This is a genomic window from Streptomyces sp. NPDC047000, assembly GCF_040644295.1.
In the GTDB taxonomy this organism is placed as follows: Bacteria; Actinomycetota; Actinomycetes; order Streptomycetales; family Streptomycetaceae; genus Streptomyces.
Genome location: NZ_JBEYWE010000013.1, coordinates 68,786 through 84,230, shown reverse-complemented (window position 1 = coordinate 84,230; position 15,445 = coordinate 68,786). Strand labels below are relative to the sequence as shown.

Annotated in this window: 12 protein-coding genes; 4 read left to right on the top strand and 8 right to left on the bottom strand. The window is 72.3% G+C overall.

Annotated features, from left to right (window positions below):
* Nucleotides 1-38: 38 nt before the first annotated feature.
* The 5 genes from ABZ862_RS21465 to ABZ862_RS21445 form a co-directional block, all read right to left on the bottom strand.
* The gene (locus tag ABZ862_RS21465; RefSeq protein WP_360960352.1) at nt 39-1,079 is read right to left on the bottom strand and encodes an ABC transporter permease; all 1,041 of its coding nucleotides are present in this window, start codon (nt 1,077-1,079) and stop codon (nt 39-41) included.
* A gap of 59 nt (nt 1,080-1,138) precedes the next feature.
* Nucleotides 1,139-2,101, bottom strand: coding sequence for an ABC transporter permease (locus ABZ862_RS21460; RefSeq protein ID WP_360960350.1), 963 nt, complete (start codon nt 2,099-2,101; stop codon nt 1,139-1,141).
* Nucleotides 2,094-3,638 carry a sugar ABC transporter ATP-binding protein gene (locus tag ABZ862_RS21455; protein WP_360960348.1) on the bottom strand — a complete coding sequence of 515 codons (1,545 nt, stop codon included), beginning with the start codon at nt 3,636-3,638 and terminating at the stop codon, nt 2,094-2,096. Before ABZ862_RS21455 ends, ABZ862_RS21460 begins: the two co-directional genes overlap by 8 nt.
* A gap of 1 nt (nt 3,639) precedes the next feature.
* Complete coding sequence (locus ABZ862_RS21450) at nt 3,640-4,761, bottom strand: ABC transporter substrate-binding protein (RefSeq protein ID WP_360960346.1); 1,122 nt, start codon at nt 4,759-4,761, stop codon at nt 3,640-3,642.
* A gap of 224 nt (nt 4,762-4,985) precedes the next feature.
* The gene (locus tag ABZ862_RS21445) at nt 4,986-5,999 is read right to left on the bottom strand and encodes a LacI family DNA-binding transcriptional regulator (protein WP_360960344.1); all 1,014 of its coding nucleotides are present in this window, start codon (nt 5,997-5,999) and stop codon (nt 4,986-4,988) included.
* A 164-nt stretch (nt 6,000-6,163) separates the two neighbouring features.
* Between ABZ862_RS21445 and ABZ862_RS21440 the strand changes: the two genes are divergently transcribed.
* A complete protein-coding gene (locus ABZ862_RS21440; protein WP_360960569.1) occupies nt 6,164-8,797 on the top strand; it encodes a PA14 domain-containing protein in 2,634 nt (877 codons plus the stop codon).
* A gap of 137 nt (nt 8,798-8,934) precedes the next feature.
* Here the strand turns inward: ABZ862_RS21440 and ABZ862_RS21435 are convergent, their stop codons facing one another.
* Nucleotides 8,935-10,419, bottom strand: coding sequence for a nitronate monooxygenase (locus tag ABZ862_RS21435; protein ID WP_360960342.1), 1,485 nt, complete (start codon nt 10,417-10,419; stop codon nt 8,935-8,937).
* Between the two features lie 238 nt (nt 10,420-10,657).
* Between ABZ862_RS21435 and ABZ862_RS21430 the strand changes: the two genes are divergently transcribed.
* A complete protein-coding gene (locus tag ABZ862_RS21430) occupies nt 10,658-10,963 on the top strand; it encodes a hypothetical protein (protein ID WP_360960340.1) in 306 nt (101 codons plus the stop codon).
* Between the two features lie 84 nt (nt 10,964-11,047).
* Here the strand turns inward: ABZ862_RS21430 and ABZ862_RS21425 are convergent, their stop codons facing one another.
* Complete coding sequence (locus ABZ862_RS21425) at nt 11,048-11,818, bottom strand: SDR family NAD(P)-dependent oxidoreductase (protein WP_360960338.1); 771 nt, start codon at nt 11,816-11,818, stop codon at nt 11,048-11,050.
* Nucleotides 11,819-11,926: 108 nt separating this feature from the next.
* Entirely contained in the window at nt 11,927-12,619 is a 693-nt protein-coding gene (locus ABZ862_RS21420; protein WP_360960336.1) for a TetR family transcriptional regulator, read from the bottom strand.
* A 365-nt stretch (nt 12,620-12,984) separates the two neighbouring features.
* On the opposite strand from ABZ862_RS21420, the gene ABZ862_RS21415 reads away from it, so the two are divergent.
* Together ABZ862_RS21415 and ABZ862_RS21410 are read left to right on the top strand one after the other, a co-directional pair.
* Complete coding sequence (locus tag ABZ862_RS21415) at nt 12,985-14,091, top strand: GNAT family N-acetyltransferase (protein WP_360960334.1); 1,107 nt, start codon at nt 12,985-12,987, stop codon at nt 14,089-14,091.
* Between the two features lie 3 nt (nt 14,092-14,094).
* On the top strand, nt 14,095-15,399 hold the full coding sequence (locus tag ABZ862_RS21410) for a DegT/DnrJ/EryC1/StrS family aminotransferase (RefSeq protein ID WP_360960332.1): 1,305 nt from the start codon (nt 14,095-14,097) through the stop codon (nt 15,397-15,399).
* Nucleotides 15,400-15,445 lie beyond the last annotated feature (46 nt).

The window sequence follows — 15,445 nt, the reverse complement described above, 5'->3', positions numbered from 1 at the left end:
CCGAACCGCGCGGGCCCCCCTTCACGCACCACCGGAGTTCACAGCATCTGCCGCCGGCGCCCCAGCCACGTCTGCGCCACGACCACCACGGCCAGGAACGCGCCGCTGACCACCTGCTGGTAGGCCGAGTCGAGCGAGCCGATCTGGTTGATGACGTTCTGGATCACCTTCAGCAGCAGCACCCCCACCAGCGAGCCGCTGACGAAGCCGAACCCGCCGGTGAGCAGCGTGCCGCCGATCACCACCGCCGAGATGGCCTCCAGCTCCATGCCCGACCCGAGGATCGTCACACCGGACACCAGCCAGGCCGCGTTGAGCGCCCCCGCGAGACCGGCGCACAGACCTGACATGACGTAGACCGACACCTTCGTCCGGGCCACCGGCGCCCCCATCAGCGCCGCCGCGTCCTCGTTGCCGCCGACCGCGTACACGTACTGCCCGAACCGGGAACGCCGCAGCAGCACGCCCCCCAGCGCGAACAGCGCGACCGCGATCCACACCGGCGCCCCGATCCCGAACAGCGAACCCTGTCCGAGCGACGCGAAGAACGAGTCCTTGTCGACGAGATACGTCGTCGAGCCCTCGTCGGTGAGGGCCAGGAGCAGCCCGCGCGCCCCCAGCATCGAGGCGAGCGTCACGATGAACGGGGCGAGCCCGAAGCGGGCGATGAGCAGACCGTTCAGCAGGCCGACGAGGCCGCACACGGCGAGCGGCAGCAGCAGCGCGACCACCGTGCCGTACCGCGAGCCCCAGGCGGCCAGCACCCCGCCCAGCGCGAACAGCGAGCCGACCGAGAGATCGATGCCCCCGGTGATGATCACGAACGTCATGCCGAGCGCCACGACGGCCAGGAACGCCGAGGACAGCGCCATGTTCTCGAGGTTGTCGGAGGTCAGGAACGTGTCGAAGCTCAGCGAGGCCGCGACCAGGGCGACCAGCAGGGTGACCAGCGCGCCGTGCTGCTGGGCGAGCGCACTGAACCGCCCGCCGCGCCCGGCCGCGGCGTCGTCACCCGCGCCGGGCCGGCCGCCGTCGCCCTTCGGGCCTGCTTCCGTGGTGCCGGTGGTCTCGGTGGTCATCCGGCCTCCTTCGAGGAGACCCGCGCCGTCGGGCGGGGCGGGGATCGGACGGGAGGAAGTCACCGCTTCCCCCGTTCTCGCGCCGTGTAGACGGCGCCGACGATCACCACGGCCTGCGCGATCTGCGTCCAGGACGGCGGCAGGTCGTGCTTGATCAGCGTGGTGGTCAGCAACTGGATGAGGACGGCGCCGGCGACCGTGCCGCCGATCCGCACCCGGCCGCCGGACAGCGGGGTGCCGCCGACCACCACGGCGGTGATCGCCGACAGCTCCATCAGGTTGCCCAGCGAGGTCGGGTCGCTCGCCGAGAGCCGGGCCGTGGCCAGCACGCCCGCCACCGCCGCCAGCGCGCCGGAGCAGACGTAGACCACGATCAGCACCCGCCGCACCGGCAGCCCGGCGAGCCGGGCCGCGGCCGGACTGTCCCCGATGGCGAGCAGCTGACGGCCGAACGTGGTGCGCCGCACCACGAACGCCACCAGCAGGGCGAGTGCCAGCGCGATGAGCACCAGATACGGGACGCCCAGCACGTCGCCGGAGCCGAGCGTCGCCAGGTCCGGGTCGCGGACGTCCTTGAGCTGGGGGAGCAGCACCAGGGCGAGTCCGCGCCCGGCGACCATGAGGGCGAGGGTGGCGACGATCGGCTGGACCCCGACGAAGGCGATCAGGGAACCGTTGGCGAACCCGACCAGGACACCGCCGACCACCGCCATGAGGACGGCGACCCACGGGCCGTAGCCGAGGTAGAGGGACAGCAGGGAGGTGGACAGCGCCATCACGGAGCCCACCGACAGGTCGACGCCCTCGGTGCCGATCGCCAGGGCCATGCCGAGGGCGACGATCAGCACCGGCGCGACCTGCACGGCCTGGGTGCGGAAGTTCTCCGTGGAGAGGAAGTGCGGCGTGAACACGAAGTTGAACAGCAGCAGCACGGCGACGCCCGCGTAGACGCCGTACTCCTTCGACAGCCGCAGCAGGCGGTCACGGTCCAGGGCGCCGCGGGTGAGCGTCATGTCAGCCATGGCCGCCCCCCGCGCCTCCGGTGGCCGGGGCCGATCCGGCGGGCTCGGCGGCGATCGCCCGCATCAGCGCGTCCTCGGTGACGGCGTCACCCGTCAGCTCGTCCACCACCGCACCGTCCTTGAGGACGACGACCCGGTCGCTGCCCTCGATCAGCTCCTCGGTGTCGGAGGAGATCAGCAGCACCGCGAGTCCGTCGTCGGCGAGTTCGTCGATCAGGGCCTGCACCTCCGCCTTGGCGCCGACGTCGATACCGCGCGTCGGCTCGTCCAGCAGCAGCACCTTCGGCTGCAACGCCAGCCAGCGGGCCAGCAGGACCTTCTGCTGGTTGCCGCCGGACAGTTCGCCCACCTTCTGGTGCGGCCCCGCCGACTTGATGCGCAGCCGTCTCACGAACGTGTCGACGATCCGGTCGATGCGCGCGTCGTCCACCAGACCGAACCGCGACAGACCGGGCAGCGCCGCCAGGGCGATGTTCTCCCGCACCGACAGGCCCGGCACGATGCCCTCCGCCTTGCGGTCCTCCGGCAGCAGGCTGATGCCGGCGCGGATCGCGGCCGGAGTGGAACCGGTGCGCACCGGCACCCCGCCGACCGTGACCCGGCCGGCCTCCGTGGGCAGCGCCCCGGCGACGGCGCGGGCGGTCTCGCTGCGGCCCGAGCCGAGCAGCCCGCCCAGCCCGACGACCTCGCCGGGCCGGACGGCCAGCGACACCCCGTGCAGCCGGTGGCGTACCGTCAGATCCGTTGCCTCCAGGACCGGTTCGGCGTCCGTCCGGTGCGAGCCCGAGAACTTGGTCAGGCCCTCGCTGCGCACCTCGCCGATCTCCCGGCCCAGCATCAGCGACACCAGACGCAGCCGCTCCAGACCGGCGAGCCGCCCCGTGTGCACGACACGCCCGTCGCGCAGCACGGTCACCGCGTCGCAGATCTCGTACAGCTCGTCCATCCGGTGGCTCACGTAGACGACGGCGACGCCCCGCTCGCGCAGCATCCGGATCACCCGGAACAGGGTGCGCACCTCCCGCGGTTCGAGCGAGGACGTCGGCTCGTCCATCACCACGACCTTCGCGTCCACCGCGACGGCCCGGGCGAGCGCCACCATCTGCTGCGCCCCCACGCCGAGTTCGCGCAGCGGACGGCGCACGTCGACCTCGATGCCCAGGCTCCCGAGCGCCTCCTCGGCCTCCCGGCGCATCCGCCGGAAGTCGATCAGGCCGAACCTGCCGCGCGGCTCGCGGCCCAGGCACAGATTGCGGGCCACGCTCATCAGGGGGACGAGATTGACCTCCTGGTAGATGGTGGAGATGCCCGCGTGCTGCGCCTGCAGCGGGGTGGTGAAGCGGACCGGCGTGCCGTCGTACACGATCTCGCCCGCGTCCGGCCGGTAGACACCGGTGAGGACCTTGATGAGGGTGGACTTGCCCGCGCCGTTCTCGCCGACGAGGGCGTGGACCTCCCCGGCGCGGGCGGTGAAGTCCACACCGGACAGCGCGCGCACGCCGGGGAAGCCCTTGGACACGCCGGTCACCTGGAGCACGTCAGTACGCCTTGCCCAGGTCCGACGAGGCGTTCGCCTTCCCGTAGGAGGTGTCCTGGATCACGATGTCCTGCGACACCGCGCTGCCCTTCGTGAAGGTGTCCAGGGTCGAGAAGGCCAGCGGGCCGAAGCGCGGGTTGGACTCGATGACGCCGTAGATCCAGCCGTCCACGATGCCCTGCACCGCGTTGCGGGTGCCGTCGATCGTCACGATCTTCACGTCGCCCGGCTTCTTGCCCGCGCCCTTGAGGGCGTTGACCGCGCCGAGGCCCATCTCGTCGTTCTCGGCGTAGATGCCCTTGATCCCGGGTTTGGACTGGATGAGGTTCTCGGTGACCGACTGGCCCTTCTCGCGGGCGAAGTCACCGGTCTGCCGGAACACGACCTTCAGGCCGGGGGCCTTCTCCTTGACGCGGTCCTCGAAGCCCTTGGTGCGCTCGGTGGTGACGTTGTTGCCGGCCGCGCCCAGCAGGATCGCGATCTCGCCCTTGCCGCCGGTCGCCTCGATCATCTGGTCGGCGGCCCGCTTGCCCTGCTCGGTGAAGTCGGAGCCGATGAAGCTCACATAGTCCTTGCAGGCGGTGGCGTTGATCTTCCGGTCGACCGTGACGATCGGGATGTGCCTGGCCGCCGCGGCGCGCAGCACCGGCTCCCAGCCGTCCGAGTTGAGCGGGGCGATCACCAGCAGGTCGGCGCCCTTGGCGATGAGGTCCTGGACGTCGCTGATCTGCTTGGAGAACTGCGACTGGGCGTTGGCGGTGAGGAGTTTGACGCCGCGTTTCTTCGCCTCGTCCTTGATCGAGGCGGTCTCCGCGATCCGGAAGGGGTTGGCCTCCTTCTCGGACTGCGAGAAGCCGACGGTGGCGCTCCCCAGGTCGAGCTTCTTGCCGCCGTACCGGCCGATGGTGCAGGTCGGGCCGGACCCGGTGCTGGGGGAGGCGACGACCTGCTTCGAATCGGCTTGCGAGGAGGAGGACTTGTCGCTCGTGGAGGAGGAGTCCTCCGACTTGGTGCAGGCGGTCGTCAGGGCCAGCCCCGCGACGATGCCGGCGGCGAGCAGGGTGCGGGCGGTGGAGGTTCTGCTGGCGGAGGCGGTAGGGCGACGGAATGCGGTGGGCTTCATGCGATCCCCAAACGGCGCGGCCCCTGCGCTCGTTGAGAGCGCTCCCGGGGAGTTCGGCACTTGCGGTCAACACGGCGTGCACGGCGTTTCAGGGGAGGTTTTTACATCGTTGGAATGGGCTTGTAAACCCTTCCGTCCGAAATCTCGTCAGGAAGGTCCGGACCTGTCGGGGCGTCAGGTCCGGACCCGGCACCGCGCCGGTACCCGGTCCGCCGGTACCGCGGTCAGCGCCTTCCCAGGGTGCTCTCCCGCTCCACCAGCCGGTACTCCGCGACGATCTCACGCCCGCCCGGTACCTCACGCCCCGACAGACTGCGCAGCAGCGACGCCACCGCGAGCCGGGCGATGGCCTGCTTGTCCGGCGAGACGGTGGTCAGTGAGACGGCGCCGAACCGGCCCTCGGCGATGTCGTCGAAGCCCACCACGGCGACGTCCCACGGCACCCTGAGCCCCCGCTCGTGCAGCACCCGCATGGCACCGATCGCGATGAGGTCGTTGAACGCGAACAGCGCGTCGGGGCGTACCCCGGAGTCCAGCAGCTGGGCCATGGCGCGCGCCCCGTCGTCCCGGTCCCAGCCGCCGACCGGCACCACGAGATCGTCCGGCGCGGGCAGCCCGGCGGCCGTCAGCTCCGCGCGCCAGCCGTCGAGCCGCAGGTGGGCGGGGCGGTTGGCGGCGTCGGTGCGGGCGCCGAGATAGGCGATCCTGGTCCGGCCGCGGCCCAGCAGATGGCGCACCGCGGCGCGGGCGGCGGCCACGTTGTCGATCGCGATGTGGTCGTAGGGCAGGTCGTACTCCCGCTCGCCGAGCAGCACCAGCGGCACGTCGTCGGCGCGGCCGCGCAGGTCCTCGGCCTCCAGTTCCAGCGGGGAGAGGATCAGCCCGTCGATCACCCGCCCGCTGAAGCCCTGACTGACCAGCAGTTCCTGTTCCCGGCTGCCGCGGGTGTGGTCGAGCAGCACCGTGAACTCGTGCTCGGCGGCCGCGTCGATGACGGCGCCCGCCAGCTCGGCGAAATACGGGTTGCCGAGTTCGGGAACCGCGAGCGCGATGATGCCGGTACGGCCCTTGCGCAGGTGCCGGGCGGTGAGATTCGGCCGGTACCCGAGTTCGTCGATCGCCTCCTGGACCCGGGCCCGCATACCCGGTGTGACGTGCGGATAGTTGTTCACCACGTTCGAGACGGTCTTGATCGAGACGCCGGCCCGTTCGGCCACGTCCTTCAGGCTGACCCGCACGGGATCTCCTCGGCGTAGACGGGTGCTCCACAACCAGAGCATGTGTCATGGATCTGGACAGCGGCCGGGAGCCGTGCTCTCATGCCAACTGCCATTGCTTCCAACGTTGTACAGACTGAAGCACCGAGCCGCCACCCTTCCTCAGCCAAGGAGGATTCGTGCGCATCAGACGTTCCGGCCCATCCAACCCTCTCACCCTGTTCCGACAGCTCAGACACCGACTGGCCCTGCTCGTCGCGGTGGTCCTGGGAGCCGCGGGACTGGCCGCCGCCCCCGCGGCGACGGCCGCCGACACCCCGGCCGGGGTCCACGGTCTCAAGGGCGACTACTACACCCAGTCCGCCCCCGGGGCCTTCGACTTCGACCAGCTCAAGGCCACCACGTTCGACCCGCAGCTCGACTTCGACAACCTCGAACCGAGACTGGGCGCGGCCACCGGCCAGGCGGACGACGTCAGCGTCCGCTGGACCGGCCGCATCGTCCCGGAGAAGTCCGGCCCGACCACCTTCTCGATCATCGGTGACAACGGCTTCCGCCTCTGGGTCGGCGGACAGCTCGTCATCGACCACTGGGTCGACGACTGGGACCGCGAACAGACCGCGCAGCCCGTCGACCTGGTCGCGGGCAAGGCCTACGACTTCAAGGTCGAGTACTTCGAGCACTACGGAGGCTCCAACCTCCATGTGCGCTGGACCCCGCCCGGCGGCACCAAGACGGCGATCCCGCAGTCCGCGTTCCTGCTCCCCGAGGGCTACGCCTACGACGGCGCCATAGCCGCCACCGTCCAGAAGGACGGCAAGACCCTCAAGCTGGACTTCGCCCAGCAGCTGACCGCACCCCCGGCCGGCCTCGACGGCCACCTGACGGCCGTGATCGGCGGCGCGACCTGGCCGCTCGGCAAGGTCACCCCGGACCCGTCCGACTCCAAGGCGCTGCTCGTGCAGCTCACCGAGCCCGTCGTCGGCAACAAGACCGGCACCGCGCGCGGCACCGCCGACGTCCGCTACGACGGCCAGGGCGGCCTGACCTCGGCCGACGGCAACGTTGTCGGGGCGTTCTGGTCCAGCGGCGCCAACAGGTCGACCTACGAACTGCGCACCAAGTGGGCCGACAAGGTCACCCCGGCCAACGCCCACCGCGAGTACCCGCGGCCCCAGTTGACCCGGAGCGACTGGAAGAACCTCAACGGCACCTGGCAGTTCGCCGCCGCCACGGCGGACGAGCAGCCGCCGGTCGGCAGGAACCTCGCCGAGAAGATCCTCGTCCCCTACCCCGTCGAGTCCCAGCTGTCGGGCATCGAACGGCACGAGGACCGCATGTGGTACCGGCGCACCTTCACCGTCCCCGCCGACTGGCGGATCGGCTCGGCCCAGCGCCTCCAGCTGAACTTCGGCGCGGTCGACTGGCGCACCGTGGTCTACGTCAACGGCACCAAGGTCGCCGAACACCAGGGCGGCTACGACAAGTTCAGCGCCGACATCACCGACGCGCTGAAGCCCGGCCGCACCCAGGAGCTGATCGTCGGCGTCTACGACCCGACGGACGCCGCGAACGGCGAGAACCCGCCGGTCGGCAAGCAGCGCCTGGACCCGAGCGGCATCTGGTACACACCGACCTCCGGCATCTGGCAGACGGTGTGGATGGAACCGGTCGCCTCCGACCACGTCGACTCCCTCAAGCTCACCCCGGACGTGAGCGCGGGCACCCTGACGGTCGAGCCGCAGGGCGTGCGCGACGGAGTGAGGGTCACGGCGACGGCGTACGCGGGCAAGAGGCCGGTGGCCACGGTCACCGGACGCACCGGTGCGGCGCTCACCCTGAAGATCACGAAGGCACACCTGTGGTCCCCGGACGACCCGTACCTCTACAACCTCAAGGTGACGGTCGGCAAGGACCGGGTGGGCAGCTACTTCGGGATGCGCTCGATCGCCGTCCAGAAGATCGACGGCACCCCGCGCACGGTCCTGAACGGCAAACCGGTCTTCATGATGGCCACCCTGGACCAGGGCTTCTGGCCCGACGGCCTCTACACCGCGCCCAGTGACGAGGCGCTCGCCTACGACCTGAAGATGCACAAGGCCATGGGCTTCAACGCGGTCCGCAAGCACATCAAGGTGGAACCGGACCGCTGGTTCTACTGGGCGGACCGGCTCGGCCTGCTCGTCTGGCAGGACATGCCGGCCATGACCGCGGGCGTCAACCCGTCCACGGCGGCCCGCGCCGAGTACGAGCGCGAGATGAAGCAGATGATCGACGAGCACTACAGCAGCCCGTCGGTCGTCATGTGGGTGACCTTCAACGAGGGCTGGGGCCAGTACGACATGGCCCGCATCGCCGACCAGGCGGGGGCCTGGGACCCGACCCGGCTGATCAACAGCATGTCGGGCATCAACCTCGGCGCGGACGGCGGCACCGGCGACATCATCGACGAGCACGGCTATCCGAGCCCCGCCCTGCCACCGAACCCGGACGGCACCCGCGCCCTGGTCAGCGGCGAGTACGGCGGACTCGGCCTGGCGGTGCCCGGCCACGCCTGGTCGGTGCAGCAGTCCTACGTGGACGTCGACCCGACCACCTACACCGACGACTACCTCGCCAAACTGTCCGAGGTCCACGCGCTCGCCTGCAAGGGCGGCAACGGCGCGGTCTACACCCAGATCACGGACGTGGAGGGCGAACTCAACGGCCTCCTGACCTATGACCGCAAGGTCGTCAAGCCGGACGTGGACCGCCTGAAGGCGGCCCAGCAGTCCCTGATCTCGGACGCGTCGCGGGCGACCCCCGCGAACTGCGCCTGACCCCCGCCCGCCCGGCGGCCGCCCACCGGCGGCGCCGGGCGGGCCCCTTCTTCAGCCTTCAGCACAGCCACGGCCTCCGGGCCGACGCCCCGCCGCCGGAACTCCGGCCGCGGGGCGTCGGCCGCGGGGCACGGTCGTCACACCGCGGCGGCGACCGGCTCCCGTACCGCCTCCGCCGTCACTCCCGCCGACAGCCACCCGATCACGTCCGCCGCGGTGTACGGGCCGCCGTCGGGGGAGATGCGGGGCAGGAAGTCCAGGTCCTGGCCGATGGTCACGACGGGAGGCTCCACCGTGCCGCGCGGGCGGCGCTGGCCGAGGCCGATCGTGGCCAGCAGACCGTTGCACAGGCACTGGCGGCCGTCCGTCGCCTCCAGCTCGCCGCCCTTGCGGACGTACGCCACGCGCGGCTCGGCCGGGCAGCGGTAGTCCAGGGTGCCCTTGGCGGTGCGGAACGGCGTCCGCAGATAGCCGAGGTCGCAGACGCGGGTGCGGGCGGCGCTCACCTCGGGGTCGGCCACCGTGCCGGGCAGGTCGGCGACCTTGAAGGGGAACGCGGTGGGGGAGGCGGCCGGGTCGTTGCGGACCTTCAGGTCACCGCCCAGCTCGCGCTCGACCAGCTGCCGCCGCAGCGCCGGGTCGATGCCGGACTCCTCGCACAGGGCGAAGACACTGCCGACCTGGACACCGGCCGCGCCCAGCTCCCGGGCGGCGCGGACCTGCTCCGGGCCGCTCTGGCCGCCGGCGATCCAGAACGGCAGACCGAGACCGGTCATCTTCGCGAAGTCCGGGACGTCCCGGGGGCCGTAGACCGGGTCGCCGTCCTCGTCGTGGCGCATCGGGCCGCGCGGCGGCGCGCTGTGGCCGCCCGCGCGGTGCCCCTCGATGACGAAGCCGTCGGGCCGGGTCTCCGCGTCACGGTTCAGGTAGGCGGCCAGCGCGGGCAGCGAGACGATGGCGAGGACGTCGGGGCGGCGGAGGGTGCCGACGGCGGCGGCACCGGCCTCGCCCAGGACCGAGGCCGGGTCGAAACGCACGTCGAGGGGCCGGTCGTCGCCGGTCACGTCCACCTGAGCGGTGACCGGCTCCAGCCGGGCGAGGCCGGTGGCCGTCCGCGGGATCTGCGTGGGGATGCCGGCGCCCACGAGCACGTAGTCCACACCCGCGAGGATCGCGCCGAACATGGCGGGGACCGTGGCCAGCTGGATCTTCGCGAGGTAGTTGATGCCGACCGGCCCGTCGTGGCCCTCCTTGGCCAGCCAGACCTCGCAGAAGTTGGCGACGACGGTCAGAGCACGGGAGGGGCAGTCCTCGTCGGCGGTCAGCATGGGGGTCGCGGCGTAGCGCTCGCCGGGGGCCACCCCGCCCGGCACGTAGTACTTCTCCCGTACGGCGTCGGCGAGTCCCGGCACCGGGAAGGCGGCCAGCGCCCGCCGGACGTGGCCGCCTGGGTCACCGCTCTGCAGCGTGCGGATCATCAGGGTGTCGACGGCGGTGCCGGAGACGACGCCCAGCTGCCCGGCGGAGGCGACCGCCCTGGCCAGCCGCCAGCCCGACACCCCCACCCCCATTCCGCCCTGGATCAGCCACGGCAGGTCGGTCGCCGCCCGGGTTGCACTCATGAGGTCCTCACAAAACGTCGCAGCCGGACCGGGGAGGGGAGCCTCGGATCCGTACCTTCACTGCCGTAACCTACGGCATCGTAACCTACGGGTACGTAAGTTCACGCCAGTCTTCCGGGTCTGCCGGGGTCCGTCCGGAAGGCCCGGACAGGTCTGGGTGTCCCCCTACACGGGGCGGTCCGATACTCGGGGGCACCTCCCGGCCGCAGCGGCCGGGGACCGGAGATCGGACACTCACATGAAACGAGTCCTGCGCCTCGGTGTCGGCGCGGCCGCGGTCCTTGCCGGCGGCCTCGTGACGGCACCCGCCGCCCAGGCCGCGCCCGCCGCCGCGGCGGCGGCGGACTACGTGTGCCAGAGCATCCAGGTCGGCGCGTTCCTGCCGTACGGCCCCGTCTACGTGACCGGCGCCGGCTGCGCAGGCCCTCAGCAGGCCCCGGCTGGTGGGACGGTCACCGGCGGCGGTGCCGTGTACCTCTGTTCCAGTTACGTGCCCATGTCCGACGGGGGCGTGATCGGCTTCGACTGCCGCGCCGTCGCGTAGACAGGGCGGCGGCGGGGCCCCGACCGGCCCCGCCGCCTGGATGGCTGATCGTTTCTGCACCGCCGTGCCGGGCGGGTCAGGACGTCAGCGGCTGGTGTACCCGGCGTCGACGTGGATGACCGAGCCGGTCACGTAGGACGACTGGTCGGAGGCGAGCCAGAGGCTGGCCTGGGCGACCTCACGCGGCTGCCCGAACCGGCCCAGCAGGCTGAGCTGCGGCGCGTAGTCGGCCTCGGTGAAGCCGAACTGCTCCAGCGCCCCGCGCAGCATGGGCGTGTCGATGGCGCCCGGCGCCACCGCGTTGACGCGGATGTTGTGCTTGCCGTTCTCCAGCGCGGCGGTCTTGGTGAGGCCGTTGACCCCGTGCTTGGCGGCGACGTACGCCGGGTTCTCCGGCTGGGGGCGGAAGCCGCTCACCGACGAGATGTTGATGACCGACCCGCCGCCGCCCTGGCGGATGAGCTGCTGGAGCTCCCACTTCAGGCACAGTGCGGTGCCCTTGAGGTCGACCGCCATCAGGCGGTCCCAGTAGTCCTCGTCGAACTCGGCGGTCGGCTTGTCGTCCGGGGTGAGGGCCGCGTTGTTGACGGCTGCGTCGAGGCGTCCGAAGGCGTCGACCGTGGCCTGGACCATGGCCCGGACCTGGGCACTGTCGGCCACGTTCACCCGGTGGAAGACCGCGGTGCCGCCACTGGCGTTGATGTCCTCGGCCACCGCCCGGCCGCGCTCCTCGTTCATGTCCGCGACCAGCACCTTCGCACCGGCCTCCGCGAACAGCTTGGCGGTCGCCTCACCCATGCCCATGGCGGCGCCGGTGACGAGGGTGACCTTGCCGTCCAGAATCGGGAATGTCATTGTTTTTCGGCCTTTCCTGAAGTGTCGTTCCCGCGGACGCGGGGGCCGCGGGGCGGGAGAAGGTGGATCAGGGGAGTGGGGGAGTGGGGGAGCGGCGGGCGGGGCGGGTCAGGGGGCGGTGCCGCCGGGCCGCGCGGCCCGCGCGGACTCCTGACAGAGCAGGTCGAAGGCCCGCTCCACGCGCTGCGCCAGCTCGTCGGGCCCGCCGTCGGACCGCCGTGCCCACTGGTGCAGCACGGTGCTCAGCACACCCGCGCCCGCCTCCACCACGATGCCCGGGAGGGGATCGGTGGCGGGGTCGGTGCCGAGCCGCGCGGCGAGGATGTGCACCGACTCCTCCTGGGCGGCCCGGCGGATGCGTTCGTACGCGGCGAACAGCGCCGGTTCCGTGCGGACCAGGGCCAGCAGCGCCCGCTGCCGGGGATGCGCGTGCCAGGCCGGGTGCTCGGGATCACGCAGCCAGACCCGTACGGCCGCGCGGTAGGCGAGCAGCGGGGGCTCCGCGGCCGGGCGGTCGCGCAGGGCGGCGTTGATGCGTTCGCCGTCGGACCGGGTGAAGTCGAGGGCGGCGTCCTCCTTGCCGGAGAAGTACCGGCTGAAGGTGCGCCGGGTGACACCGGCCCGTTCGGCCACGGCGTCCACGCCGACCGCGCCGAGCCCTCTGTCCAGCACCAGTTCCACGGCGGCCGAGGCCAGAGCCTCCCTGGTGCGCAGTGAGCGCCGCCGCCGCCGGTCCTCGGGGACCGGCGAGCCGTCCCCGGAGGGCAGGTCGGGGATCGGGTCAGGCGCCTTCGCCTTCATGGCTTCACCGTACACCCACTAATGTCCCGACGGGACAATAGTGGGTGCCGAATGTCCAGGGGGCGGACGTCCCGGCTTCGCCCGCCGTACGGCCGCCGGCCGCGACGGGGTCCGGGCCGGACGGCCGGGGCCGCGTGGCCCGCGTGCGGGGCCCGCCCGGTGACCGGCTCCGGGACCGGCGGTCCGGCCCGGGCCCCCGGTGACGGGGCGAGCGGGGAACCGGGCCGGACCACCGGGCGGGGACCAACGGACCCGGCCGCGGCCCGTTCGGCCCGCGCGGAGCGGTGCGCGGCGTCAGCATGCTGGCGTTGGCCTTGCCGGCCGGGCGCGTCCGCACCGAGACCACGGGAGGCGGGGGATCCGGGATGGACATCACGGTGCACGGACTCGACGGGCTGAGCCCGTCGCTGCACCGGGCGTGGCAGAGCACGATGGACGACTCACCCGAGTACGCGAACCCCTTTCTGGCACCGCAGTTCGCGACAGCGATCGCCCGCTGCCGGGGCGGCGCGCGGGTGGCGGTCCTGCGGGAGGACGGGGAGCCGGTCGGCTTCCTCCCCTACCGGCGTCATCCGCTGGGCATCGGCCGGGCGATCGGACTCGGGCTGTCCGACTGCCAGGGCCTGGTGCACCTGCCCGGGGTGAGCTGGGACGCCGGGGAACTGCTCGGCGCCTGCGGACTGTCGGTCCTCGAGTTCGACCATCTGGTGGAGCGGCAGAAGCCGTTCGACCGTTACGTCCGGGGCTGGTTCGCCTCACCGGTGATCGACCTGGGCGACCCCGGGGAGCCGGGCGACCGGGGGAGTGCCTATCTGGAGCGGCTGCGCACGGCGGCGCCGCGCCGCACCAGGACCACCCTCGCCAAGGAGCGGCGACTGGCCCGCGAGGCGGGTGAGGTGCGGTTCGTCTTCGACGAACGGGACCCGCGGATGCTGCGCCTGCTGATGCGGTGGAAGTCGGACCAGTACCGCAGGACAGGACGGATGGACCGGTTCGCGCGGCCCTGGATCGTGGACCTGGTCGACGGCCTCTTCCGCACCAGGGACGAGCACTTCACCGGAGTGCTGTCCGTCCTGTACGCGGGGGACCGGCCGGTCGCCGCGCACTTCGGACCCCGCTCGCGCACGGTCCTCGCGGCCTGGTTCCCCGCGTACGACCCCGAGTTCCGGCGCTATTCGCCCGGGCTGATCATGCATCTGCGGATGGCGGAGGCGGCCGGACGGGCCGGAGTGCGCCAGGTGGACCTGGGACGCGGGGAGATGGAGTACAAGGACTGGCTCAAGACGGGCGAACTTCGCGTCGGCGAAGGGTTCGCGACCCGGCCCCGTCCGGTCGCGGCGGCGTACCGGGTGTGGCGCGGCTCGGCACGGGGAGTGCGGACGACGGTCCTCGCCCATCCCCGGCTGCGCGCGTCGGCCGACCGCCTGCTGAGGACCGCCGGCCGCCTGCGCACCTCCACGGCGGGAAGGTGACCCATGCCGTACGGTGCGCGTCTGGCGGCGGCGATGGCACGGCGGCTGGGCCGCGAGTGCGTCTACACACCCTCGGCGCGTCTGGCCCTCTACCTGGCGTTACGGCGCTGGTGCCGCCCGGGCGGACGGGTGCTGATGTCCCCGGTGACCGACGACGTGATCCTCTTCGTCGTCCTGGCGGCCGGACTGCGCCCGGTGATGGCGCCCGTGGGCGTCCGGGACGGAAACATCGACCCGTCCGCCGTGCCGGAGGCCACCTGGCGCGGCGTCGACGCCGTACTGACGTCGAACCTCTACGGCGTCCCGGACCGGACCGCCGAACTGCGCGGCCACTGCGACCGGTTGGGGATCCCGCTGATCGAGGACGCGGCGCACGCCATCGGCTCGCACGTGTCCGGGCAGCCGGTCGGGACCTTCGGGGACGCTGCGGCGTTCAGCCTCTCCAAGCACGTCGCCGCGATGTCGGGCGGCTTCCTCGCCGTCGAGGACACCCGCACCCGGCGGGAACTGGAGCGGCTGCGCGACGACCTTCTCACCCCGCGCCGCCTGCGCGGCGAACTGGCCTCCGCGCTGCGCCCCTTGGCGCGCTCCTCGGTCCGCTCCCTGCATCTGGTGCGCCCGGTGTGGGGCGCGATGCGGGGCCTCGGCCTGCTGGAACGCGATGCCTACCGCATGGACCTCAACGCGCCCGGTCTGTCGTCCCGTTCCCACCGGGCTCCCGACCTCACGGTGTACGACCCCTGGATCCGCGTCGATCTGCACGACTTCCGGCGCCGTCAAGGAAGCCTGTTCCGAGCCCAGTTGGGCCTGCGTCTGGCCGGTCTCGACCACGACCTCGCCCGCCGCAGGCCGGGCGTGTCCCTGCTGGCGGCCACCGACTGGGCGTCCCCGCCGGTGCGCGACCGTACGGCCCGTGACGGGCCGCTCCCCCTCTTCCGTGTCCCGCTCCTGGTCGAGGACCGCGACACCCTCGTGACCGGACTCGTCCGGCACGGTGTGGTCTGCGGTTACGTCTACGACCCGCCGCTGGACGACTACGCGGGGCCGGAGTTCGCGGAACCCTCCCCGGCCCCGCAGGCGGCCCGCTGGTTCGCCGCCCATGTGCTGCCCGCCGACCCGCTCCAGGCGCGCGGGATCATCAGGGCCCTGACACGGGAACGGACGGCACCCGCCCGCCCCCCGGCCCCCGGCACGCTCCCCGCGGGCACCCCACCGGCCACCGCGTCCGGCGCCGCCCCGGACACCGCGTCCGGCGCCGCCCCGGACAGCACACCGGACGTCACCTCGGCCGATTCCCGGGGCCGTTGAGACCCAGCCGGCCACCGGCACCGGCCCGGCGACAGCCGCACACCGT

Coding starts and splice junctions, on each gene's coding strand:
- ABZ862_RS21435 (WP_360960342.1), bottom strand. CDS start 10,419: ATGAGTGCAACCCGGGCGGCGACCGACCTGCCGTGGCTGATCCAGGGC.
- ABZ862_RS21410 (WP_360960332.1), top strand. CDS start 14,095: ATGCCGTACGGTGCGCGTCTGGCGGCGGCGATGGCACGGCGGCTGGGC.
- ABZ862_RS21465 (WP_360960352.1), bottom strand. CDS start 1,079: ATGACCACCGAGACCACCGGCACCACGGAAGCAGGCCCGAAGGGCGAC.
- ABZ862_RS21460 (WP_360960350.1), bottom strand. CDS start 2,101: ATGGCTGACATGACGCTCACCCGCGGCGCCCTGGACCGTGACCGCCTG.
- ABZ862_RS21450 (WP_360960346.1), bottom strand. CDS start 4,761: ATGAAGCCCACCGCATTCCGTCGCCCTACCGCCTCCGCCAGCAGAACC.
- ABZ862_RS21420 (WP_360960336.1), bottom strand. CDS start 12,619: ATGAAGGCGAAGGCGCCTGACCCGATCCCCGACCTGCCCTCCGGGGAC.
- ABZ862_RS21425 (WP_360960338.1), bottom strand. CDS start 11,818: ATGACATTCCCGATTCTGGACGGCAAGGTCACCCTCGTCACCGGCGCC.
- ABZ862_RS21415 (WP_360960334.1), top strand. CDS start 12,985: ATGGACATCACGGTGCACGGACTCGACGGGCTGAGCCCGTCGCTGCAC.
- ABZ862_RS21430 (WP_360960340.1), top strand. CDS start 10,658: ATGAAACGAGTCCTGCGCCTCGGTGTCGGCGCGGCCGCGGTCCTTGCC.